Annotated in this window: 22 protein-coding genes; 13 read left to right on the top strand and 9 right to left on the bottom strand. The window is 61.9% G+C overall.

Annotated features, from left to right (window positions below):
• Nucleotides 1-66 precede the first annotated feature (66 nt).
• Nucleotides 67-504 (top strand): Lrp/AsnC family transcriptional regulator, encoded by a 438-nt coding sequence (locus FJ940_RS19125; protein ID WP_140499320.1) that lies wholly within the window; start codon nucleotides 67-69, stop codon nucleotides 502-504.
• Between the two features lie 225 nt (nucleotides 505-729).
• On the opposite strand, the gene FJ940_RS19130 is transcribed toward FJ940_RS19125, so the two are convergent.
• The 3 genes from FJ940_RS19130 to FJ940_RS19140 all read right to left on the bottom strand — a co-directional run bounded on the left by FJ940_RS19130 (nucleotide 730) and on the right by FJ940_RS19140 (nucleotide 3,640).
• Nucleotides 730-2,058, bottom strand: coding sequence for a cation diffusion facilitator family transporter (locus FJ940_RS19130; protein ID WP_140584262.1), 1,329 nt, complete (start codon nucleotides 2,056-2,058; stop codon nucleotides 730-732).
• Between the two features lie 10 nt (nucleotides 2,059-2,068).
• Complete coding sequence (locus FJ940_RS19135; RefSeq protein ID WP_140499324.1) at nucleotides 2,069-2,350, bottom strand: metal-sensing transcriptional repressor; 282 nt, start codon at nucleotides 2,348-2,350, stop codon at nucleotides 2,069-2,071.
• 219 nt (nucleotides 2,351-2,569) lie between these two features.
• Nucleotides 2,570-3,640: an NAD/NADP-dependent octopine/nopaline dehydrogenase family protein gene (locus tag FJ940_RS19140; protein WP_140499326.1), complete on the bottom strand. Its 1,071-nt coding sequence runs from the start codon at nucleotides 3,638-3,640 to the stop codon at nucleotides 2,570-2,572.
• Between the two features lie 242 nt (nucleotides 3,641-3,882).
• Between FJ940_RS19140 and FJ940_RS19145 the strand changes: the two genes are divergently transcribed.
• The 10 genes from FJ940_RS19145 (at nucleotide 3,883) to FJ940_RS28830 (ending at nucleotide 12,792) form a co-directional block, all read left to right on the top strand.
• Nucleotides 3,883-4,854 (top strand): LysR family transcriptional regulator, encoded by a 972-nt coding sequence (locus FJ940_RS19145; protein ID WP_140499328.1) that lies wholly within the window; start codon nucleotides 3,883-3,885, stop codon nucleotides 4,852-4,854.
• On the top strand, nucleotides 4,851-6,320 hold the full coding sequence (locus FJ940_RS19150) for an NAD(P)/FAD-dependent oxidoreductase (RefSeq protein WP_140565598.1): 1,470 nt from the start codon (nucleotides 4,851-4,853) through the stop codon (nucleotides 6,318-6,320). The genes FJ940_RS19145 and FJ940_RS19150 overlap by 4 nt, the downstream gene beginning before the upstream one ends.
• Complete coding sequence (locus FJ940_RS19155) at nucleotides 6,317-6,799, top strand: hypothetical protein (RefSeq protein ID WP_140556241.1); 483 nt, start codon at nucleotides 6,317-6,319, stop codon at nucleotides 6,797-6,799. The genes FJ940_RS19150 and FJ940_RS19155 overlap by 4 nt, the downstream gene beginning before the upstream one ends.
• Nucleotides 6,796-7,359, top strand: coding sequence for a peroxidase-related enzyme (locus FJ940_RS19160; protein ID WP_140517387.1), 564 nt, complete (start codon nucleotides 6,796-6,798; stop codon nucleotides 7,357-7,359). Before FJ940_RS19155 ends, FJ940_RS19160 begins: the two co-directional genes overlap by 4 nt.
• A gap of 57 nt (nucleotides 7,360-7,416) precedes the next feature.
• On the top strand, nucleotides 7,417-8,157 hold the full coding sequence (locus FJ940_RS19165; protein WP_140657518.1) for an amino acid ABC transporter ATP-binding protein: 741 nt from the start codon (nucleotides 7,417-7,419) through the stop codon (nucleotides 8,155-8,157).
• A gap of 24 nt (nucleotides 8,158-8,181) precedes the next feature.
• Nucleotides 8,182-9,009: a transporter substrate-binding domain-containing protein gene (locus tag FJ940_RS19170; RefSeq protein ID WP_140499338.1), complete on the top strand. Its 828-nt coding sequence runs from the start codon at nucleotides 8,182-8,184 to the stop codon at nucleotides 9,007-9,009.
• A 66-nt stretch (nucleotides 9,010-9,075) separates the two neighbouring features.
• Complete coding sequence (locus FJ940_RS19175) at nucleotides 9,076-9,792, top strand: amino acid ABC transporter permease (RefSeq protein WP_140657520.1); 717 nt, start codon at nucleotides 9,076-9,078, stop codon at nucleotides 9,790-9,792.
• A gap of 20 nt (nucleotides 9,793-9,812) precedes the next feature.
• On the top strand, nucleotides 9,813-10,505 hold the full coding sequence (locus FJ940_RS19180) for an amino acid ABC transporter permease (protein ID WP_140499342.1): 693 nt from the start codon (nucleotides 9,813-9,815) through the stop codon (nucleotides 10,503-10,505).
• A gap of 292 nt (nucleotides 10,506-10,797) precedes the next feature.
• Nucleotides 10,798-12,090 (top strand): D-alanyl-D-alanine carboxypeptidase family protein, encoded by a 1,293-nt coding sequence (locus FJ940_RS19185; protein WP_140556235.1) that lies wholly within the window; start codon nucleotides 10,798-10,800, stop codon nucleotides 12,088-12,090.
• A gap of 327 nt (nucleotides 12,091-12,417) precedes the next feature.
• The gene (locus tag FJ940_RS28830; RefSeq protein WP_281405845.1) at nucleotides 12,418-12,792 is read left to right on the top strand and encodes an SH3 domain-containing protein; all 375 of its coding nucleotides are present in this window, start codon (nucleotides 12,418-12,420) and stop codon (nucleotides 12,790-12,792) included.
• A gap of 263 nt (nucleotides 12,793-13,055) precedes the next feature.
• Here the strand turns inward: FJ940_RS28830 and fdhF are convergent, their stop codons facing one another.
• From fdhF to glp, 4 genes are all read right to left on the bottom strand, one after another.
• A complete protein-coding gene (gene fdhF, locus FJ940_RS19195; RefSeq protein ID WP_140630415.1) occupies nucleotides 13,056-15,848 on the bottom strand; it encodes a formate dehydrogenase subunit alpha in 2,793 nt (930 codons plus the stop codon).
• Nucleotides 15,848-17,521 (bottom strand): NAD(P)H-dependent oxidoreductase subunit E, encoded by a 1,674-nt coding sequence (locus FJ940_RS19200; protein ID WP_140630412.1) that lies wholly within the window; start codon nucleotides 17,519-17,521, stop codon nucleotides 15,848-15,850. Before FJ940_RS19200 ends, fdhF begins: the two co-directional genes overlap by 1 nt.
• 149 nt (nucleotides 17,522-17,670) lie before the next feature.
• Complete coding sequence (locus tag FJ940_RS19205; protein WP_224671395.1) at nucleotides 17,671-17,922, bottom strand: sulfurtransferase TusA family protein; 252 nt, start codon at nucleotides 17,920-17,922, stop codon at nucleotides 17,671-17,673.
• Between the two features lie 76 nt (nucleotides 17,923-17,998).
• Nucleotides 17,999-19,255 carry a gephyrin-like molybdotransferase Glp gene (gene glp / locus FJ940_RS19210; RefSeq protein ID WP_140657524.1) on the bottom strand — a complete coding sequence of 419 codons (1,257 nt, stop codon included), beginning with the start codon at nucleotides 19,253-19,255 and terminating at the stop codon, nucleotides 17,999-18,001.
• A 150-nt stretch (nucleotides 19,256-19,405) separates the two neighbouring features.
• On the opposite strand from glp, the gene FJ940_RS19215 reads away from it, so the two are divergent.
• Nucleotides 19,406-20,290: a formate dehydrogenase accessory sulfurtransferase FdhD gene (locus FJ940_RS19215; protein WP_140499459.1), complete on the top strand. Its 885-nt coding sequence runs from the start codon at nucleotides 19,406-19,408 to the stop codon at nucleotides 20,288-20,290.
• A complete protein-coding gene (gene mobA / locus FJ940_RS19220; protein WP_181168609.1) occupies nucleotides 20,280-20,921 on the top strand; it encodes a molybdenum cofactor guanylyltransferase MobA in 642 nt (213 codons plus the stop codon). Before FJ940_RS19215 ends, mobA begins: the two co-directional genes overlap by 11 nt.
• Here mobA and FJ940_RS19225 read toward each other — a convergent pair.
• Nucleotides 20,905-22,854, bottom strand: a complete 1,950-nt coding sequence (locus FJ940_RS19225; protein ID WP_140657526.1) for a molybdopterin biosynthesis protein — start codon at nucleotides 22,852-22,854, stop codon at nucleotides 20,905-20,907. The genes mobA and FJ940_RS19225 overlap by 17 nt on opposite strands.
• 14 nt (nucleotides 22,855-22,868) lie before the next feature.
• On the bottom strand, nucleotides 22,869-23,996 hold the full coding sequence (locus FJ940_RS19230; protein WP_140565616.1) for a molybdopterin-binding protein: 1,128 nt from the start codon (nucleotides 23,994-23,996) through the stop codon (nucleotides 22,869-22,871).
• Nucleotides 23,997-24,018: the final 22 nt, after the last annotated feature.

Genomic DNA, 24,018 nt, shown 5'->3' on the forward strand with positions numbered 1-24,018 from the left:
ATATCAAATTGGCAAATTTGTCGAAATGGGCTATCAAAATGGAATGATTTGATTGCATTCTGAGCCATGGATCAGCTTGACGAACAGCTCATCACGCTTTTGCGGCATGACGCGCGGCGCAGCATCTCGGACCTTGCCATGGATGTCAGCGTCTCGCGGGCAACGGTCAGGTCTCGCATAGAGCGCCTTGAAAAAGCCGGTGCGATCATCGGTTATACCGTCATCCTGCGAGCCGATGCCGTCGACCAGCGTGTACGCGGCATCATGATGGTGGAAATCGAAGGGCATGCCGCCGATCGTGTGATCCGCGCTCTTGGCGGCTTCTCGGAGGTTTCGACGATCCATACCACCAACGGCCGCTGGGACCTGGTGATAGAACTGGGGACACAGACACTGACCGAATTCGACGCCGTGCTGCGGCGCATCCGCCTGATCCCCGGCATCACCGGCAGCGAGACCAGCCTGTTGTTGGCGACACCCCGGAGCACCAAGGCGCGGCTTTGATCGCTGTCTGCGAATAGGTTGGCTGGCAAACCGGCAGTACTGCTCCTGCACCGTTGTGCGGCGCAACCCTAAATGAGCTCGGACTTGGCCAACCTGTGGCAACCTCCAGCGGGGGCGGACCTTGCTGAGAAGAACAGAGCTGCGTGAGCGGCGAGATCTGTCATCGACCCGCGTCACGCGACACCGATTGAGCGAACGCGTCAAGTCGCGCAAGTCTGCCCCGTCCTAGTGTTGGTGGCCTTCCGGCTCAACCATCTTGAACGGCAGGACCTGTTGCTTGCCCTTAGAGGTCAGGATCAGCCTCGCCTCGAACTCGTGCGGCTCGGCGGGGGCGACGCTGCTTTCACGGCGGTGGTGATTGCCGGCGACAGGCCCGAGCGAAAGCGTCTCGGGACCTTCGGACCGGTCGATGATCACGGTCGCCCCCAGATCGTCGGCATGGCTGTCGATGGTGAGACGCAAGCGCTCGCCAGCGGGCGTATCGACGATTTCGAGCGTTCCCGTTGCCAGGTCGCTGACGACCTTGAAAGGCTCCGGCGCATGATCGGCGTGGGCCGAACCGCCAGCCACGGATCCGCCTTCGCCTTCCAGACGGATGTTCGCCTCCGAGAGCGCCGGCAGGTGGTCGAACAGCTCCCCTCTCAAAGCCTCCGCGATGCCGACCACATCCTTTGCGCTCGCTGTCTCGGCCACCTTGATGGCGATATCCGCATGCAGCCTGTGGCCGATCCAGCGCGCCCGCACCTGGGCGACCCGTTGGATGCCCCTCACATGTTCAGCCGCATGATGGATTTCCTCGACGATGCCCGGCTCGACGCCATCCAGCATGCGTGTCAGCACCGCCTTTGAGGACTGCCAGACGATGGCGAGGATAGCCACAGTGATCAAAAGGCCGATGATCGGGTCCGCGAGCGGGAAGCCTAGCCAGACGCCGGCCGCGCCAAGCACCACCGCAAGGCTGGTGAAGCCATCGGTGCGGGCGTGATAGCCGTCGGCGATCAGGGCCGCGCTGTTTATCTCGCGGCCGACGCGGATGCGGAATACCGCGACAGCCTCATTGCCCAGGAAACCGACGAGGCCGGCGGCGGCAACCCAGCCGAGGAAGCTGATGGCTTGGGGATGGATCAACCTGTCGATCGCCTCATAGCCGGCGACGATGGCACTGAAGAGGATAATCAGGACGATGATGATGCCGGCCAGGTCCTCGACCCGGCCAAGGCCGTAGGTGAAGGTCTTGCTGGGCTTGCGCCGCGCCAGCATGAAGGCGATCCACAGCGGGATGGCGGTGACCGCGTCGCCGACATTGTGGATGGTGTCGGCAAGCAGCGCCACGCTGCCCGAGAGGAATACGATGACCAGTTGCAGCACCGCTGTGAGGGCTAGCAGCACGAACGACCATTTGATCGCCCAGATGCCGCGTGTGGTCGTCGCGATTGTGGGATCGACCACGCCATGCGTGTGGCCGTGTCCGCCCTCGCCATGGTCATGGCCATGCCCGCCGAAGCCTTGAGCTGCCGGGCCGAAGCCGAACCAGCCGCGAATGCCGTCCATCATGGAGCGTGTCTCACAAGTATTTGGTGATGTCCTTGAATTCATCGATCGAGCGGCGCTGCTCACGCGGCAGCGGCCCCACGACATCTTCCAGGCAGTGGTTTAGGTGATCCTGGATGAGCGTCTTCTTGGCCTGGGAAACAGCCCTTTCGACGGCATGAAGCTGCTGGGCAATGTCAAGGCAAGGCCGGCCTGCTTCGATCATCTCAATAACGCCCCTCAGATGACCGTCGGCCCGCTTCAGCCGTTTGACGATGTCGGGATGGGTCTCGTGAATGTGGGGACGCTCTTTCATTCTGAAGTGCTATCCCCCCGGAGGGGATATTGTCAATTCAGGATGCTCGATTCCCCGCGGCGTCCCGAACGCTACTTTCGACGGTTGCATGGCTGGTTCTGGCGATCGCGGCGCCAGCGACATCGCCCTGACGCTGCGCACCACTGTTAAAATGCACCGACGCGATGACGTAGCGCGGCGCCCCTAAATGTGATCATGCCGTATCGGCTGCGGGCGCACTCAAAACCCCGTGCGGCAAAGGTTTTCAAGATCCGCCTTTGCTATTCCCTCGAGGCCGAGCGCGGGAAGAATATCGTTATCCCCCTTGAGATCGCGACCGTAAGCCGCCGATAATATCGAAACTCCAGACTCGTGGAGCGTCGCCGGTTTCTCGGTGATCTTACCCAACAATACGGTCGGCAGCAGTCCAAACGGAACATCCTCGAGAATGTAGCGGCTTTCGATTGTTGTCGGACCAAAGCCGCCACGGCCTTGACGATCCATCTCCTGGTTCATCTCCGAAACGGTTCCCTTCGGAACATGAAACGACAATGAAAAATGCTCCTGGACGGTGCGAACCGCGATACCAAAATGGGCCGCGATGGCTAGCCGTTCGGCATCCAGAGCCTCGATAAGGCGGCCAGCGGCAGGGGTGACGTTTCCCCCCTGGCTCCATTGCTCGGCTTTTTCCATGCGTGTCAAGTTGAGGAGGGCAATTCCCAAGTGGTTTTGCGGATTGAGGTTGCTGAGCGCGATCGCAAGCATGCCGTCGCGCTTGACAAAACGATCACCAAATAGGCTCGTGCAAAATCCGTATCCTTCATCCTGAGCTTTGAAAGGCAGCGTCGCGACATCAAGCTTCTGGCGAATGGTGGTGACATGGACCTCGGTTGGCCCGAGTTGCCGCCCGGTCAACAGTGTTGTGCCCCACAGGACGATCGGCAAGCTGACCTTGCGCTCCGCCAACCGCCTGGAGAGATACAGTGCCCCGAACGAACAATGCGAACTGATGATGACCGGGATTCCATCGATCAGATGGGGGGCGGCAGCATCCATCACCATCCTGTGGCCGTAAGCCGGAAGTGCAATCACCACCACGTCCGCGTTGGCGATGGCATCCTTGCAATCCTTGGCGATGCGCACCGGTACCGTCGCCGCGATGTCCCCCGTCGCTTTCAACAATTCGCCGGTAGCCAACCCCTTGGTGCGCTGCCCCGACGGTGACCAAAGCATTGGCGAATGCCCCGATCCTGCCAAATAGGCGGCAAGGCCATAAGCAATTGCTCCGGCGCCCAGAATACTCACGCGCATAATATTCCTCCTGTCGCAGGCTTTGTGGTTCGAGAATCCTTGCCGCCGTCACCTGAATTCTTTTCTTCAGGAGGCTTCGCAAGCTGGAGCCGCGTCTGACGTCCCTGTCCGCCTCCGACCCGGATTCTGGCGCTGAGGCCGGCATATGCACAAAGCCCGTAACGAACATTCGTTTCCGCTTGACATATATCAAAAACGAATGAGACGATGTCAATCATACGGATTACGCATGTAGGAGAAACATGGAAACCCGGGACCTTCAGACCTTCCTTGCGGTTGCTGCCAGCGGCAGTATCACCAGGGCGGCTGACATGCTCGGGCGTTCCCAGCCTGCGGTGACGCGCACCATTCAGGAGCTCGAGGCCGAACTTGGCTTCGAATTGCTGCATCGGATCGGTCGACGGGTGCAGTTGTCTGAAGAAGGAGTCGCGTTCGAGGAGGAAGCACGACGCCTGCTGATGTCCTTCACCGAACTCGCAGCGCGGGCCAAGATGATCGCCGCCGGCAGAGGGCGAATCCTGCAGATCGTCACCACCTCCGCGATCGGCACCGGCTTGATCCCTACGGCCTTGGCTGAACTCCAAGGTGCCGAGCTTCCGCACGAGACGCATCTCGGGCAGTTCCTTCCCTCGACCGTCGCTCAGGAAGTGCGCAGCGGACGTGCCGAGGTCGGGTTTTCAAGCCTGCCGCTCGATACGCCCGGTCTGGATGTCCTGCGGCTCTATTCGGCGCCTGATGTTGCTGCCGTGCGGGAGGATGATCCGCTGGCCGAACTAGATGTCATACCGCTTTCCGCTTTTGCCGGCCGCCGCGTCGCCACGTTGCTCAACCCGCTGCGTTTCCAGTTGCATGTCTCCAAGGCGTTGGCGGCCAGGGGCATCGACACCGGGCCAGTAATCCGCACGAATACCGCCTATGGCGCGTTGCAGATCGTACGCCGGACTGGTGTTGCGGCTGTCATCGATCCCCTCACCGCCTATGGCGTGGGCTTGCCTGGGGTCGTCATCCGCCCGATCGACGTAACCGTCCTCTTTTATTGGGGTGTTGTGGCTGGCGAAAAACGCCCCCTTCGTCCAGTCGCGCAGGCGTTGGTGGATGCGGTCGAGGCGGTGGCTGAACGGTCGATCGTTGGCTTCAAGAAACTCGATCCGACCCTGGCCGGCCAATTGGTGGCCGATCCTGCCTCCGGCACAAATCACGGAACGGGAATATGAAGCACACCCCCAGTTCGCACCCCCCGAGAGGTCTAGCCGCGCTTGAAGCACAACTTGCTCAGGACCTCGATTTTCTCGAACTGCCTGCCAAGCCATGGGTTCCCGCGCGTTCGCGCGATGGCGTGCCGGTCCGTGACGTCGTTGTGATCGGCGCCGGCATGTGCGGACTTGCTGCCACCGCAAAGCTGGTGCTGACGGGGATAACCAATGTCGTCGCCTATGACGCGGCTCCGGCCGGCTTCGAAGGGCCATGGATAACGTTTGCCCGCATGCAAACGCTCCGGTCGCCGAAAACGCTGCACGGTCCGTCGCTCGGCCTGCCGCAGCTGACATTCCGCGCCTGGTTCACGGCACAATGGGGCGTCGAGGCATGGCGGTCGCTGGACAAAATCCCCAAGGGCCAGTGGATGGACTACCTGGTCTGGTATCGGAACGTTCTTGGTCTGCCGGTGCGCAACAGCGTGCGCATGACAGGCGTTGCAGCCGTTGGCGATCTGATTGCGATCGATGTCGAGGGCGCGGAAACCGGCCGGGTTCTCACCCGTCGTCTCGTTCTAGCCACCGGTCGGTCCGGTCTCGGCGGTTTTGCCGTGCCCGATTTCCTCAGGGGCATCGATCGCTCCTATTGGGCCCATTCTGCCGACGATATCGATTTCGATGCACTGAAGGGCAAGCGTGTGGCGGTTATCGGCGCCGGTGCCTCTTCGATGGACAATGCCGCGACGGCGCTCGAGGCGGGCGCCGGTTCAGTCGACATGTTGATCCGGCGCAAGGAAATGCCGCGCATCAACAAGCTGACCGGAATCGGCAGCCAGGGTGTCATCCTCGGCATGTATCATTTGCCTGACGCCTGGAAGTGGAGATTCTTCGACTACACCGCCTCGACCCAGACGCCGCCGCCGCGTTCATCGACGCTTCGCGTGTCTCGTCATGCGAATGCCCGCTTCTTTCTCGACTGCGGCGTGGTCGCGGTAAAGGAAGATGCCGGAGGCCTTCTGGTCGAAACCACGCAAGGACCGGTGCGCTACGATTTCATGATCGCTGCGACCGGCTTTTCAAATGACTTCAGTGGTCGCCCGGAATTCGCTGCCCTCGCCCCACACATTCGCACCTGGTCGGATGGTCGATATACGCCGGACATGGGGCCGCCGCGCGCAGGCATGTTGGAGGCACCGGATCTCGGCCCCGCCTTCGAATTCCGCGAGCGCGTCCCCGGTTCCTGCCCGATGCTGGCGCATGTCCACTGCTTCAACGACGCCGCCATGCTGACCCATGGTAAGGTCTCCGGCGATATCCCGGCCGTCAGCGCCGGTGCCGACCGTCTGGTCCGCGGCATTGCCGCGTCGCTGTTCGCCGAAGACGTCGAAACCCACTTCGCCAATCTGATCGCCTATGACACCCCGGAGCTTCTGGGCGACGAATGGGTCGATTCAACACCCTTGTTGCATAAGGAGGCCGCACTGTGATCGACGCAATGGACAAGGCTGCGGGTCTTTCACCGGACGATGCCCTTTTCGCTGCACGGCGGTTTCGGCCCGAATTCGTGCGAGGGGCTGAGGAATGTCGCCTCTCCGTCCTGCAGCCGGCAAACGATCAGGGGCTGGCGCCGAATTTGCGGGTCGCTCTGGCCCGTCGCATGGCAGCTCTGAACGCCGATCCCGTCCTGATGGCCGAATATGATGTGCAACTGGCTCAGCTTGGTCCCACGGAGCAGCTTCTGTCCTTGGCCCGGGGGGAAACGGATTTGAATGAACCCCTAGCGACCATCGCCCGACATGTTGACCTGATCACCCTGACGCCGAAAAAGGCGGAGGCGAGCCACATTGCCCTGCTCGCCCAAGCCGGATTGGACAACCCCCAGATTGTTGCACTCTCCGAATTGATTGCCTTCATCAACTTCCAGACCCGGGTCGCGACCGGCTTGCGATTGATGAGGCGGGCATGATTTCCTCGGTGCGCCTGAAGCCGCTGAATTGGCATCCCTATATCGCACCGGTCGAGCTATCGGAGGCAACGCCGGAACAGCTCGAAGCAATGAAGGTTACGCCGTCGGCCAAGAAAGTTTCGGAATATGTGCGCACCCTTGTGCATGATCCCGAGAGCTATCTTGCCCGCACGGTGTTGTTCAACGCGATCATGTACGTCGAGGGCGGGCTTGCCCGTCCCGACCGCGAGCTTGGCGCACTGGGTGCCTCGATCGTCAATGGCTGCAAATTCTGTGCCGTCGTTCACGCCCGCCGGCATGCAGAGCTGACCAAGAGCGATGAAGTGGTCACGGCGCTGTATCTCGACAAACCTGAAAAGCTTGGGTCGCGCGATGCGGCAATCTACAACTTTGCCCGCCGCCTGTCGGCGGCGCCGTCGGAAGCGACGGCAGACGACGTCGCCTCGCTGCGATCAGTCGGCATGAATGATGCCGAGATCATCGACCTCGTCCACGCCATAGCGATCTTCGGCTGGGCAAACCGGCTGATGCACGTCCTGGGCCATGCGGAGAGCGGGTGATGACGTTGCATCCGGTCAAGCCAGTCCGTCCCACACTTTCCGAAGGGCCAACCAGCAATGCTTGAACTCAAAGATATAAAGCTGTCTTACGGAAGCACGCAGGTCCTGAACGGCGTCAATCTCTCGGTAAAGCGGGGTGACGTGGTGTCGATCATCGGCCCCAGTGGCACCGGCAAGACCACGCTGCTGAAATGCATCAACTGTCTGGCCAAGCCGTCGTCAGGAACCATCGCGTTCGATCAGATTCGGATGGACTACCAGCGTGCCGACAAGGCCGCTGTCCAGGCGATCCGGTTGAGGACGGCGATGGTCTTTCAGCAGTTCAACGTCTTCAAGAACATGACGGTCCTCCAGAACGTGATGGATCCGCTCGTTGTGGTGCAGCGCAAATCCAGGGAAGAGGCGCGGGAAATCGCGCTCAGAGAGCTCGATCGGGTCGGTCTCTCGTCGAAGCGAGACAGCTATCCATCCCAGCTCTCGGGCGGCCAGCTCCAGCGCACCGGCATCGCACGCGCGCTGGCGGTGCGTCCTGACGTCATCCTCTTCGATGAGCCTACGTCATCGCTGGACCCTGAACTTGTCGGTGAAGTTTTGAAGGTGATCAAGGATGTCACGTCGTCAGGGATCACGTCGCTGCTTGTGACCCACGAGATGCAATTCGCAAAGAACATCTCGAACCGGATCGTTTTCATGGACCGTGGCGTGGTTGCCGCCGACGGCAGTCCGGCTGAAATCTTCGACGCGCCTTCCAGTCCACGACTGGCTCAATTCCTGCAGTCGGAACTCGCTTTTCAATAGCTCAACAAGAAGGGAACCCAAGAAATGTCTGCAATCACATCCGGTTTTTCCCGCCGCTATGTCCTGGCCGTCGCTGGTGGCATCGCAATTGCCCTTGCAACCGCGGGGACCAGCTATGGTCAGACCGTCCGGACGATCAAGATCGCGACGTCTGCCGAATCCAAGCCGCTGGCCTGGGGCGCCATCGGCGTCGAACCGCAAGGCTATGAGCCCGATCTTCTGAGGGCGATCAATGCGAAGCTGCCGCAGTACAAGTTCGAAATGGAAGGTGTGTCCGACATCGCCCAGGAAACCGGCCTTGCCACCGGGAAGTACGACATCGCCGTAGGTGGCTACTACAAGTCGCCCGAGCGAGAGAAGCAATTCATCATTCCAGAGAACCCGATGGGCGCCAGTCTGATGAAAATCTACAGCAAGAAAGACAGCGGCATAAAGGAAATGAAGGACCTAGTCGGCAAGAGGATCGTTCCGACCACAGCCGGTGGCGGAACCTACAAGTTCATCATGAACTGGCAGAAAGAGAATCCGCAATACAAGCTCGACGTCACGGCATCGAGCGCCGGGATCCCCTACCCGAACCGCCTGGATGAAGTTCAGAACGGCAAGTTCGACGCATTGGTTCTACCGTCTAACCTCGGTGAGCAGGCGGTCATCGACAACAAGAAGCTCGATATCGTCGCATCGGATCCGGTCTACAGCAACAACACGTACATGCTGATTCACCGGTCAGCGGAAAACAAGATCCTGGCCGAGGACGTCAACAAGGTGCTCAAGGAACTGAAGGACGACGGCACGATCGACAAGCTCTCGCAGAAGTGGTTCGGCGAGGACATCGTGAAATACATGAAGTAACAAGGCGTCCTCAGCTGCATCTGGATAGCCGGCGTTGAGGCAGAACTGCAAGAAGGAGTGTTCCAAGTGAACGTTTCTGCTATAATTCCCGAGTTGCTCTCGGCGTTGCCGCTGACGCTGGCCATCACTTTTACGGCCCTCATTGCTGGGTTCTGCCTAGCTCTCCTTGCGACAACACTCCGGGTCCGCAGGGTGCCAGTGATCAGTCACCTGGCGGATCTCTACGTATCCTATGCCCGGAGTGTTCCCGTCGTCCTCCAATTGTTCGTTGCGTTTTACGGGCTTCCCTTGTTGGTAATCCTGTTCGGCTCCGAAGATTTTTTCTCGCCGACGATCGCCGCGATGGTGGCATTGAGCTTTTATCACGGCGGCTACCTGTCAGAAGTCCTGCGACCTGCATATCTGGCCGTCGATCGCGGCCAGCATGATGCGGCAGACAGTCTTGGATATACCTTTCGCCAGAAAATCACGCGGGTCATCGGGCCACAAGCAGTGCACTTCGCATTGCCGGGCTACGGGAACTCCGTCATCTACCTGATCCATAACGTTGCGCTGGTGATGTACATCGGGGCGGCGGATGTCATGGCGACCGCGCATTTGATCATGGAGCGCGACTATAATCAGTACCAGTTCGAAACCTATCTCGTGCTGGCGGTCATCTATTCGGTGATGTGCCTGATCGCATGGCTCATCGTCCGCTTCTTCGAGCTTCGTTCCCCGATGCAGGCACCGGAGGCTACGACATCTGCTCAGATCAAGAACACACTGATCGCGAGCGTGTGACCTAACAAGGGTATTTGACCATGTTTGAGACCGATATCCTGCTCCAGGACTCGCGGGAAATTCTGGGCGCCGTACCCGTAACGCTTGCAATGGCCCTCACGATCTTCGTGCTCTCGACGATGGTCGGCAGCCTGTTTGCGCTTGTGGAATATAGACGGATTCCCGCACTGCGAGAGCTCGTCATGGCCTACAAGGTCGTCTTCAAGGGCGTTCCGATGGTGATCGTGATCTTCCTCGCCTATTTCGGTCTTCCCCCCGCGCTTCAGTTTCTGTTTTCATTGGTTGGCATAGACTTCAACGCCCACCAAACGCCCAATTGGGTTATCCTTGTCATTGCGGTGACCGGCTGTGTCGCCGCGTTCCAGGCCGAGATTATCAAAGGAGCCCTCAACGCCTTTGACACCGGTCAGGCAGACGCAGCCTATTCGCTTGGCTATACAAGGGGCCAATTGTTTCGACGGGTGCTATTTCCCCAGGTCGCCCTGACAGCAATTCCCGATCTGACAACCTCGATGATGGTTATCATGAAGGCGCTTTCACTCGGATTCGCCATCGAGGTTGTCGATATCTTCGCGCAATCACAACTGACCGCCGCGTTGAATTTCTACTATCTCGAAGCCTTCGTGATTGCCGTCGTGATCTACATGGTGATTGCCTATATCGTCACACAGATCGCCGACAGGATGGAGCAAGCGCTTAGGGTACGGACCTGAGGATGTGGAATAGAATCTTCTAGCAAGATCGACTTGTCTTCCGCGGAAGCATCCTGGTAGTCGATGCCGCAATCGATGCGCGCCTCGAGCCGTGCGGCGTTCCGCGAACCGTCACGGCGGCCGACCTTATCTGGTGCGGAATCGAGGGATAGAGCCGAGACAATTTGAGGCCTCTCGTTAAGAATGCGATAACCAATTGGTAACGGTGCCTGCCTAGCTTCGTGATCCGATGGCCGGCTCGCCCGGCCACATTTTACACGGAGCGGCGACGGGCGGGCGGATGTATCTGGTAATGGAGAAGCTTGTCGCCTTCCCGGCGTCATTGTTGAAATTCGCCTTGAGGATCTCGGTCGTCATCGTGTTTTGCGCCGCCTCTGCTTCCGCCGTGCAGGCCAATTCCAGATTTTCAGGCATTGTCATCGATGCCAAGACAGGCAAGACCCTCTACAGAGATCATGCGGACGCTCCGCGCTATCCAGCGTCTCTCACCAAGATGATGACGCTCTACCTCATCTTCGACGCGCTCGAGAGCGGCAGGATCTCGAAAGGCACGGCGATACCGGTGTCGGCCAATGCCGCCAACGAGGCTCCCTCCAAACTCGGACTGAAGCAGGGTCAAACGATCACCGTCGAACAGGTCATATTGGCGCTGGTAACGAAGTCCGCCAACGATGCCGCGACGGCCATTGGCGAGTTCCTCGGCGGGTCGGAGGTCGGCTTTGCACGTCTCATGACGCAAAAAGCACGACAGTTGGGAATGACCTCCACCACGTTCAGGAACGCTAACGGACTGCCCGACACAGCCCAGAAGACCACGGCGCGCGACATGGCACGCCTTGGCCTGGCGCTCAGGGATCATCACCCTGGCTATTATTCCTACTTCAACACCCGATCCTTCAAATACAAAGGTCGGCGCTTCGGCAATCACAACCATCTGCTCGGCCGGGTGAAGGGCGTGGATGGGATCAAAACGGGATACACGAATGCCTCGGGCTTCAACCTGGTTTCTTCCGTCGAGGCGCAGGGCCGCAGCATCGTCGCGGTGGTGATGGGCGGACATACGGTCAGGAGCCGAGATGCACGCATGAAGCGTCTCATCAGCCGCTATCTGGCTAAGGCTTCCAACGGTCCGGACCGGTTCAGGATCGATCGTGGCGGAGAAAGCGCATTGGTCGCCTCCGCGGCTTCGAACGCATCGGTGCCCACTCCGACGTGGAAGCCAGCCCGGGTGGCCGATTCCCGAGCCGCTTTCGCCGCTGAGGCGATGGGCGATGTGTCCAGGGAGCAGGCCTTGTCTGCCGATGCCATCGATCCGATCAGCACCGCTTCCACCCAAGAAGGTCAATGGATCATCCAGATTGGATCGATGCCAAGCAAGGCCGCAGCTCGTGAAATCCTTTCACTGGCGGCTCGCAAAGCGCCAAAACTGCTTTCGAACACTTCTGCTTTTACCGAGGCCTTCGAAAAAGATGGCGATGTGTACTACCGCGCCCGATATGCCGGCTTCGATAACAAGTCGGAAGCGTGGCGCGCTTGCGGGCGACTGGCGCTCAAAAAAATCGATTGCTACGCGCTCACTCGGTAGGTGGGATCGAACGCCCATGCGAACGCTGCAACTCGCCTCTCCCGACGTTGTCTCACCAGGACCACGCGGCAATATCGAAAGATGTCCTCGAGCCCTCTTCAATCCTTCGCATGGGGCTTCGCTGTGAGACGCCGCGGTTGTGCGCCTCGGAGCAACGTCGTCTCGTCGACTTATCAAGACACCGGTTGCGGCTTTTTCGTCACGGGTAGCGTCCTTCGTTGTTGCCTCATCGCTGCACTATGTGTTGCAACTGTCACAAAGGCCGGCCCTCAAGCTGCTGTCAACGGGATTGCCTTGCCCCGCTTCGCGTCGTTGAAGAGTTCTCCTGTGAATATGCGGGTCGGACCGGGCACCCAATATGACGTCGAATGGGTTTATGTCCGGCCCAGGATTCCGCTTGAAATCTACCAGGAATATGGAAACTGGCGGCGCGTGCGAGATTGGCAGGGAACATCCGGCTGGGTCTTCGGTCCGCTTCTTTCGGGGCGAAGGACCGCTGTAACCGCCCCATGGAGCAAGGACAAGATCGCGCTGCGCGGGAAGCCTTCGGTTTCCAGCCTCGTCACCGCCTGGCTGGCGCCGGAAGTAATTGTCGAACTGGTGCGCTGCGACGGGCAATGGTGCAGGGTCGCGGTCAAGTCGCTGGCAGGTTTCGTCAGGCAAACCCGCCTTTGGGGCGTCTATCCTAACGAAACACTCTAACAGCAGCACTCGTCAGAAGGCTGCTGCTGGTCGGCCGGTGATGGCATTTCGCGTCGCCTTCAGCCAAATCAAACCTCGCGAGAAGAACGCCGAGTTGAGGGCGTTCCGCACAACTATGGCTGACATCTGGCCGCCGACAGAGCCCCTCCCACCTGTCGCGAGCCTTCGCGACGGCCTGCCCGACTATTCCGGCGGCCGTCGAGCAATGGACTTCCTCAAGTCAGCCGTCTCCCAACACTACCTCCGCGGGCAGGTTCCAAACGTCATTCGGCAGCTTCGACCGATCTCGATGCCGCCACGATCCGCGCGGCACAATATTTGAACTCGGGGATCTTGCCGTAAGGATCGAGCATAGGATTGGTAAGCATGTTGGCCGGGCTCTCATTAAAGCAGAACGGCATGAACACCATGCCATCGGCGACCTCTCGATCGGCCCGCAGAATGGCTTCGACAATGCCGCGCCGCGTCTCCACGTTGATCACGTCTCCCTGCGCCAGGCCGCGGCGCTTGATCTCGTAGGGATTCATTGCAGCAATGCCGTAGGGCTCGATCGCGTTGAGCACCCCGGCGCGGCGTGTCATGGCGCCCGTGTGCCAGTGCTCCAGCAGGCGCCCGGTGGTTAGCACCAGAGGATATTCGTCGTCGGGCACCTCGTCGGGAGGCAGGAGGTCGGCGGGCACGATGCGCCCGCGGCCATCCGCGGTCGGAAACCCGGTGGTGAAGACGATCTCGTTGCCAGGAACATCAGGACCATCGGCAGGATAGACGACGGACTCCTCGCGTTCGATGCGCTCCCAGGAAATGTGCTTCAGCGACGGCATTACTTGCGCCATTTCGCCGAAGACGTCCGAAACGTGCCCGTAGTTCCAGTCCAGCCCCATGCGTCTGGCAAGCTCGATGATGAGATCGAGATCCTGCCGCGCCTCGCCCGGCAGGTTGACGGCCGGCCGGCCGATCTGCACCTGCCGATTGGTATTGGTGTAAGTGCCGAGCTTCTCAGCATGCGCGGAGGCAGGGAGCACCACGTCGGCATGCCACGCTGTTTCGGTCAGGAAGATGTCCTGAACAACCAGATGCTCTAGCTTGGCGAGTGCGGCGCGCGCATGGCTCTGGTCCGGATCGGACATGGCCGGGTTCTCGCCCATGATGTACATGCCCCGGATCTCGCCGTCATGGATCGCGTCGACGATCTCGACGACGGTCAAGCCGCGTTTGGGGTCGAGCGTCTGGCCCCAGAAATTCTCGTACTGGCCGCGGATATCGGCATTCTCCACCGATTTGTAGTCGGGGAAATACATCGGGATGAGGCCCGCGTCCGAGGCGCCCTGGACATTGTTCTGGCCGCGCAGCGGATGCAGGCCTGTGCCGGCGCGCCCGACATGCCCCGTGATCAGCGCCAGCGCGATCAGGCAGCGCGAATTGTCCGTGCCGTGGGTGTGCTGCGAAATGCCCATGCCCCAAAAAATCATCGAGCGCTCCGCCTTGGCATAGGTGCGCGCCACCTCGCGCAGTACACCGGCCTCGATGCCGCAGACGGGAGCCATCGCCTCGGGCGAAAAATCCTTCACCTTGGCCTTCAATGCCTCGAAGCCGGAGACATTGGCCTGGATGTACTGCTCGTCATAGAGCCTCTCTTCTATGATGACGTGCAGCAGCGCGTTGAGCATCGCCACGTCGCTGCCCGGCTTGAAGCGCAGCGCATAGCTGGCGTGGCGCATCAGTTCCTGGCCGCGCGGATCCATCACGATCAGCTTGGTGCCGCGCTTTGCCGCTTGCTTGAAATAGGTGGCGGCCACTGGATGGTTTGTCGCCGGCCGCGCCCCGATGATGATCACGCATTCGGCCTTCATGGCGTCCATGAAAGGCGCCGAGACCGCGCCAGAGCCGACGCCCTCCATCAGAGCGGCCACGGAAGAGGCGTGGCAGAGCCGGGTGCAGTGGTCGATATTGTTGGTGCCGAAACCCTGCCGGACGAATTTCTGGAAGAGATAGGCCTCCTCATTCGACCCCTTTGCCGAGCCGAAGCCAGCCAGCGCCTTGCCACCATGCTGGTCGCGGATGCGTTTCAGCCCGCTGGCAGCGCGCTCCAGCGCCTCTTCCCAGCTGGCCTCGCGGAACACTGTCAGCGGGTCGACACTGCGCAGATCAATGTCGCCGGCCTTCGGCGCGTCGTCGCGACGGATCAGCGGCTTCGTCAGCCGTTCGGGCGACATCACATAGTCGAAGCCAAAGCGCCCCTTGACGCAGAGCCGGTTCTCGTTCGCCGGACCGTTACGGCCGTCAACCTGGACGATTTTATTGTCCTTGACAGCGACCTGCGTCTGGCAGCCAACGCCGCAAAACGGGCAAACCGTATCGACGACCTTGTCGAACGCCTGGACGACACGCGTCTTGCCGGTCTCGTCCATCAGCGATTTCTCGTAGAGCGCACCAGTCGGGCAAGCCTGGACGCATTCGCCACAGGTGACGCAGGTCGACAGGCCCATCGGATCGTGCATATCGAAGACAGGAATCGAGTGATTGCCGCGCTCGGCCATGCCGATCACGTCGTTGACCTGCACCTCGCGGCAGGCGCGCACGCAAGCGCCGCAGGTGATGCACGCGTCGAGATTGACGGCAATGGCCGGATTGGTGATGTCGAATTCTGGCGCTAGCCCCTCCTCGGTGAACTTGGAACGGTATCGGCTGCCCGAAATCCCCATCGAACCGGCCCATTGCCAGAATGCCGACTGGTTGTCTGGACCGTCGCTCGCCGGTCGCATGTTGCTTGCGAGAAGCTCGAATACCATCTCGCGCGATTTGCGGGCGCGTTCGGTATCGGTTTTCACGACCATGCCGGCGGAAGGCTGGCGAACGCAGGAGGCAGCCAGCACGCGCTCGCCTTCGATGTCGACCATGCAGGCGCGGCAATTGCCGTCGGGACGATAGCCCGGCATGTCGACATGGCACAGATGCGGAATCTTTGTTCCCTGGCGCTTGGCGACATCCCAGATAGTCTCGCCAGGGGCGGCGCTCACGGTTTGCCCATTGAGGGTGAATACCACGCTCTCGGCCATCAGAGGTCACTCCGGAAATGCGTCAGCAGATGGTTGATCGGATTGGGCGCCGCCTGGCCCAGGCCGCAGATCGACGAATCGCGCATCACGGCTTCGAGGTCGCGAATCTTATCTTCCGGCATCGGGCCCTGCTCCTGCAAGATAGCCACCAACTTTTCGGTTCCCTCGCGACAAGGCGTGCACTTCCCGCAGCTCTCATGTTTGAAGAATTTCATGAGGTTGAGCGTGACCTGCTTTATATTGTCGGCCCGCGAGAACACGACTATAGCATGGGAGCCGACGAAGGCGCCCTGCTTGGCCAGATCGCCGCCGAAATCGAGCGGAATGTCCCCCAGTGCTGCTGGCAGGATGCCGCCTGAGGCGCCACCCGGCAAATAGGCCTTGAACTCATGACCGTCCGCCATACCGCCGCAATAGTCGTCGATCAATTCGCGTACCGTGACGCCGGCCGGCGCCAGCTTGACGCCGGGATTTTTCACCCGGCCGGATACGGACCATGAGCGGATGCCAGGGTGGCCGGGCCTGCCCTGCGCAGCGAACCATTGCGCGCCCTTTTCGACGATGTCGCGGATCCACCAGAGCGTCTCGACATTATGGTTGAGCGTCGGTCGTCCGAACAGGCCGACCTCGGCGATGTAGGGGGGGCGGTGGCGCGGCATGCCGCGCTTGCCCTCGATGCTTTCCAGCATCGCACTCTCCTCGCCGCAGATATACGCACCAGCGCCGCGGCGGAGCTCGATGAAGCCCGGCTTGACGATGCCGGTGGCCTCGAGTGCGGCGATCTCCTGACGAAGAATGGCGAGCACCGCAGGGTATTCGTCACGCATGTAAAGATAGATCCGTTCCGCCTCGACGGCGTGCGCCGCGATCAATGCACCCTCAAAGGCACGGTGCGGATCTCGCTCGAGATAGATGCGGTCCTTGAAGGTGCCGGGCTCCCCCTCGTCGCCATTGATCGACATCAGACGCGGGCCCGGATAGGAACGCACGAACTGCCACTTCTTGCCAGCGGGAAAGCCCGCACCGCCCAGACCCCTCAAGCCTGCATCGCCCAGGGTGGCGATGAGCTCGTCCGTGGTCAGCGCCCCAATCCGTACCCGCTGCAAAAGCTGGTAGCCGCCCGCCTGCCGATACGCCTCCAGCCCGACATAATCGGGCAGGCTCACACCGGTCTCCGCTGCCGCGGCCATGCGCCTCAGGCCCTCGGCGGTTGCCTGGTCGACCTCGCGATCACCGATACGCGCGGCAGGCGCGCCAGCGCAACGGCCCATGCAGGGCGCACGCATGACCCTGATCGCCGCTGGATCGGCGCCCGCTTGCAATTCGGCCAGGAGCGTGTCGGCGCCCGCCAGCATGCAACTCACTGAATCGCACACGCGGATTGTCAACGGCGCCGGCGGGATCTCGCCTTCCTTCACAACGTCGAAATGGTCGTAGAAGGTCGCCACCTCGTAGACCTCGGCCTGCGACAAGCGCATATCTTGCGCCAGCGCCCGCAAATGCCGCGCCGACAGGCAGCCATATCGGTCCTGGATCAGATGAAGGAATTCGATCAGCAAGTCGCGCCGTCGCTGGCGCGCGCCCAGGAGCGCCTGGACCTCGGCGAGCGCGGCGTCATCCAGCGGCCTGCCCTTTGGTCCGCGATCACGCGGCCGTCGTTCCTGGATCGTCATGTGCTCACCTCCCCGAGTGAAACGCCCTTACCTCTTAACGATACCCCGCGGACCAGGATGTCGACTATGAGGCACGACATGTCCCCTGCACGACCAGCGCAAGCATTGCCTCGCAAATCTTGGGGCCGCCGCCGACGGGGTGCAACTCGTCACATCGTCGCGGGCTGCGTCTTTTCGATCATGAACACGACGCGATCGCCGTCGCGCTCCGTCGCTTCAAGTCGCTCGCCCATCTCGTTGAGCAGATTGGGGATATCGATGACCGCCAGCGGGTCCGTGCAGTGAACCTCGAGCCGCTCGCCTGGCCTCAAGGCTTTCAACGCCTTGCGGGTCTTGAGCGCGGGCAAAGGGCACTTAAGCCCGGTCAGATCCAGCTTCGCCGTGGTTATCATGGTCGGCATGATGCCCGACGGGACCTGGCCGCGTCAATCGAGCCTGGGTTGCGGCTCTCGTTTCGAGGACGCGATCCGACGGCGCTCACATAAGACTGGAATAGGGGAGGAACTGGACCGTATGACCTGGCTCGACACGGACTATCTCCTCTCCCAACTCGACGAGACCGTCGGTCGCGACCAGGGATGACAACAGTCCTGCGCCTTCCCTGGGAAACTTCGTCGCTTCGTAGCATCCATCCGCGGCCGCGCGTACGCTTGCTCGCACATACTCGCGCCGTCCCTGCTTTTTGCTATAGGAAAAGGCGGCCCGCATAGCGATCGGGGTCGGTGGTTGCTGGAGGGCCCCCGCAAGGGCGAGGATTGCCGGGCGGGCAATATGCGCGAAGGTGACGAAGCTCGCCACCGGATTGCCAGGAAGTCCGATCAGCGGGGTTCCATCGATCACCCCCATGGCGACCGGCCGGCCCGGCTTGATCGCGACGCGCCAGAACACCAGGGTTCCGGCACTCTCGACGGCGGCCTTCACGCAATCTGCCTCGCCCGTCGACACACCGCCCGAAGTCAGGATCAGGTCATGGCTCAATGCCGCTTCGCTCAGCTTTTCAGCGATCAGGCTACTATCGTCCACGAGGATACCGAGATCGGTGATGTCGCAGCAGAGTCGAGCGAGCATCGCCGTCAGCATGAAACGGTTGGAGTCGAAAAGCTGCGCCTGTCCGCGCATGTCTCCCGGCGCGACGATTTCGTCTCCGGTCGAGAACACTGCGACGCGTATCCTGCGCCTAACCTGGAGTTCCGTGAACCCCAATGCGGCGGCGAGCGCGATATCTTGCGGCCGCATCCGATGGCCCGCCGGGAGGACGGCCTCGCCCAATGCGACATCTTCACCCGCAGGGCGCACATTGGCACCCTTTTTCAGGCCGGGCGGGAGAAGGATCCTGCCGGAGCCGTCGATGCTCACGTCTTCCTGCATGAACACCGTGTCGGCCCCGTCGGGCATTGGAGCGCCAGTGAAGATGCGTACCGTCTGGCCCGGCCGCACAGGTTCATTCGCCGCCATGCCGGCCTGAACCCTCCCGGCAACGGCGAATGCCGTCTCGACGGTCTGCGGCAGATCTGCCCCTCGCACGGCGTAGCCGTCGACCGCGGAATTGGTGAAGGGCGGCAGCGCCAGCGATGCCACCATCTCTTTTGCCAGGACGCGCCCATCCGCCAGCAAGAGCGGGACCGTCTCGACCTCCTCTACGGCGCTGAGTTTCGAGGCGATCAGCGCGGCAGTCTCGTCGATGGGCCGCATCTGTCCGCCGAAAGCGAAGCAGTCATCCGAGATTTGCGCCATTTATATTCCCACTCTACGAGCGTGTCGGCTTCTTCGTAATCGCATCAATCCGGCTTTTTTTAATCAGCTTCGGTTGAACAGCCTGTAAGATACGGCAAGCTAGCGCAGGCGCGAGCCAGAATACGACGTCAGGAGACTGCCATGCCTTTGATGCTACGCCAACCGGAACACGCTATCATCACACCCGATCCGCAAGACCAACGGCTGACGGAGCTGGTTGCGGGCGTCGACCATACAGGCGCGGCGGTAGAGGTCCGCGTACCGATCGAACGTGCCCTGACGCTCTATCTCAACGCTCAGGAGATCGTCACGATGATGACGGTCAACGACTATCCTGAATATCTTGCGCTCGGCTATCTGCTGAACCAGAACATGCTTCTGCCCACCGATGTGGTGACGGACGTCGAGTATGACGAGGACCTCCAGGTCGTGGTCGTTCGCACCGAGCGCAACACCGACTACGAGCAGAAGCTCAGAAAGCGAACGCAGACTTCGGGTTGCGCCCAAGGCACTGCCTTCGGCGACGTGCTGGAGGCGATCGAGGACATCACGCTCCCGCCCGCTGAGCTTCGCACCTCCTGGCTCTACGAGCTGACGCACAAAATCAACACCACGCCGTCGCTCTATCTGGAGGCAGGCGCGATCCATGGCTGCGTCCTTTGCAGGAAGGGCACGCCAATCTGCTATATGGAAGACGTCGGCCGCCATAACGCTGTCGACAAGATCGCCGGCTGGATGTACCGCCACGCCATCGATCCGGGGGACAAGATCATGTACACGACCGGGCGGCTGACCTCCGAGATGACGATCAAGACGGTTCGGATGGGCATTCCCATCCTGGTTTCGCGTTCCGGCTTCACCGCCTGGGGTGTGGCGCTGGCCCGCCAAGTGGGGCTGACGCTGGTCGGCCGGGCGCGCGGCAAGCGCTTCACCGCACTTTCGGGCCAGGAGCGGATCGTCTTCGACCAGGATATCGCTTCGGTCGATGAGGAAGCGCCGCGCCACCGCCGCAAGGGTGCCGAGCATGACGACTGAGCGGCCCATGACGCTGGGCGTCGTGCTCGCCGGCGGTCTGGGTCGGCGCATGGGCGGCGGGGACAAGCCGACGCGCGTGATCGGCGGACGCACGATGCTCGAGCATGTCATCGAACGGCTAGGACCTCAATGCGACGGGCTCGTGCTTAATGCCAATGGCGACCCCGTTCGCTTTGCCCGTTTTGGCCTGCCAGTCGTTGCCGACACGATCGAGGATTATCCTGGGCCGCTCGCCGGCATGCTCGCCGCGCTCGATTGGACGGCGGACAACAGGCCCGACGTCGAGTGGGTGGTCAGCGCCGCCGGTGATTGTCCTTTCCTGCCGCGCGACCTCGTTGCACGCCTCCAGCGGGCGCGCATGACCGAGGGGGCGGATTTGGCGGTGGCGGCATCCGGTGGTCAGGCGCATCCGGTCATCGGGCTCTGGAAAGTCGCCCTGCGGGACGAATTGCGGCATGCGTTGACCAACGAGGGCCTGCGCAAGATCGACCGGTGGACCAGTCGCTACGGCCTTGCCACCGTATCCTGGCCGGTAGAGCCGGTGGACCCGTTCTTCAACGCCAACACAGTCGATGACCTCGCCGAAGCCGAGCGGCTGGCCGCGTTGCTTGCCGCTAACCCGGCCGGCTGAACCCCGCGCGCTCCAGCGCCGAATGCACCTCGTCGGCCTGGAGGACTTCGAGGAACGCGTGCACCGCGGGCCGATCCTTTCGCGCGCAAACCAGCGCGAAGTCGTAGTGCTCTTCGGTCAACGGGATAAGACCGAGCCCGGCCGCACGCGCGACCGGCGCGATGGTGACGCCCCAGTCAGCGCGCTTCTGCGCTACCGCCGCGGCCACGGCATTGTGTGTGCGCGGCTGGTTCCAGTAGCCGTCCGGGCGTTCCGCGCCGAGGAGTTGGTCGATCAGGATACGCGTTCCCGAGCCTTGGTTGCGGTTGACCATCATGCAATCGGGATCGGCGAGCGCGGCACGGACCGCGTCCTCCGCGCCGAGGCCCTCGAAGCGCTCGTCCCCTCGGCGGAACACCAAACCTTGCATGCGGCGCCAGCCTGGCACGAGTTCGAGACCGTCACCGAGGAAGGGCGCGTTGTAGTTCCGCGTCTTCGGGTCGAAGAGATGGATGGGAGCGAGATCGCACTCGCCGCGCTTGGCCGCCGCAAGACCGCCCAGGCTTCCCACAGAAAGCGAGCGCACCGAAATCCCGCGACGCGAAAGTTCGCCAACGACCAGATCGAGGCCGACGCAATGACTGCCGATGACGACGAGGTCGGGAACGCGGACCCGCGGCGTGAACAGCGTCACCGCTACGTCGGCACCGGCAGGCACGTGATCGGCCAGGGCCTCGATGCGGATGAAGCCATCCGCCTGGGTAAAGGATGTTATCGCTCCCGAGCCCTTACCAGTCGGATAGGCCGTCAATCCTCCCTGCCCTTGCACAAGGGAGACCATCGCGAATTCGGTCCGTCCGAGTTCTGAAGGAACCCGCAACGGAAGGCTTGCGGTGATCTGAGCATCGACGCGCGGCGGCAGCCCCGCCATGCGCCGCAGGGCGGGTACCACCATGTCATGGAAGGTGAACATGGCCGAGGTCGGAAATCCCGGCAGGACGATGACCGGCTTGCCCCCGCACACCGCAAGGCAAAGCGGCTTTCCGGGCTTCAGCGCCACGCCGTGGGCGATGATGCCGGGTTTGCCCAGTCGGCCGATAATGCGATGCGTGACATCCCCTGCCCCTTTGGACGTGCCGCCCGACAGGATCATTACGTCGTGGGCGGCGAGCGCCTCGCGCATAGCCGTCTCAAGCGTTGCCTCGTCGTCCGGGAAGGCGCCGAGAAAATGCGCTTCGCCGCCATTTTCAGTGACAGCCGCAGCGATGATCGGCCCGTTGGCGTCATAGATGCCGGCCGCCCGCAGCGGCTCGCCCGGCTGAACGAGTTCATCGCCAGTGGAGAGCACGGCCACGCGTGGCCTGCGCGCCACGGCCACTTGTGCGATTCCGCACGCGGCGAGCATGCCGATTTCGCGCGAGCCGATTTGCGTTCCGGTGCGCAGCACGACCTCTCCTCGCGCCATGTCGGATCCTGCATTGGAGACAAACTGGCCGGGCGAGATGCCGCGCCCCACCTCGATGGCACTCAATCCCACCGGATGCGTATGCTCCACCATGATGATGGCGTCCGCGCCACGCGGCAGCGGCCCGCCGGTTGCGATGGGCGTGGCGGTTCCGGTCAGAACGGGGAGTTGCGGAACCGTGCCGCAGGCAATCGCTTCCGCATTCAGCTCAAGCCGAACGGGACGGGTTTCAGAGGCGGCAGCCAGATCGGCCGCACGTACCGCGAAGCCATCGACATTGGAGCGGTCGAAGGGCGGCACGTCGACCGGCGCCGCCACGTCCTCGGCAAGAACCAGCCCGAGCGCGTCGGCCAGCGTCCGCGTCTCGGTCGGCAACGGGCGGGGAAACAGCGCTGCCTCGAAGCGAGCCAGCGCAGCTTCGCGCGACAATATCGTCAGGAACTGCTCCTGCCCGCTGTTCTGCCGGGCCGATGATGGAGAATTCGTCATAGCGGCTCACTCGATCAAAAGTTGCGGAGCGGAAAGGCGGAGACGGGCGTACCGGCGGCATACCCTTCGCTATCGCCCGGGACCGCAAGCCAGGCGTCGGCAAGCCGCATCGCGTCCAGCGAAAAGTCGCCGACCGCGAGCGGCGTCCACATGTCCCTTTCCTTCCCGAGCAGAACGAGCTCGTAAAGTCCGACCGCGGATGAGATTTTCCGCGAGAGCGGCAAGATGATGCCGGGCCGTTCAGATCTGCCCGACAGGCGGTCCAGGACTGGCTGGACAAGCGCAAGGAACCCGGCGAAAGCTTGGTGCGGCGATCCGGCCAATGCGACCACCGGTGTCTTGCCGAGCCGGCCTATTGCCGTTGTCCCTCCGGGCCGTAAGGCAATGCCGTGCCCAATCAACACCCCGCGCCGCGCCAGAGCCTCGGCGGTCACGTCGGCGTGGCCGTCACCAGTACCGCCGATCAGGAGCAGAAAATCGCAGGCCTCGCCGTCAAGAGCGACAATGATCGATGCCGCGTCGCGCTCTACGGTCTCTATACCGACGATCGAAACGCCCGAGGCACTCAGGCTCTCGACCACGAGCCGCATGGAGAATGTCTCGTGGCTGTCGGCAGCGACATCGATCACGCGCACGCGCGGGCTCCGTATGGCAAGCTGGCTCAGTCCCACTTTGCGGGCGACCAGCAGGTCGGCGACGCCGATCGCCTTTCCCTCAAGCATTGGCGGGCGGGCCGCCGCCATATCCTCGCCCGCCCGGCGCACACCCTGACCGGGCACCGCTTCAGCTGCTGCTTGGATCATCGGTCCACTGCAATCGACGAGGCCGGCCTGCAGCACACAGTCGCGATCTTCAGGCATGGCCTCACCCGTCTCGACCCAGATCGGCGCGACCGGCAAAACTAAGGGCGAATAGGCTGATGCCCCCATGAGGTCGAGGGCGCGACACGCCCAGCCGTCGACGGCAGCGATGTCTCGCACAGGCTGAGCCGGCACGACAGGCGGCATCCCGGCAGCGACATAGCCCAAGGCTTGTTCAGGCGGCACCAAGCGGGGGGTGACGGGCATTACACCATCGAGCAGCGCGTCGAGCGCCGCTTCCAGGGGAGTCAGCGGGCCCGTCGAAGAAAACGTTCTCGTCATGGCGCGATATTGAAGCAGACGC

The organism is Mesorhizobium sp. B2-3-7 (assembly GCF_006442695.1).
Classification (GTDB): Bacteria; Pseudomonadota; Alphaproteobacteria; order Rhizobiales; family Rhizobiaceae; genus Mesorhizobium.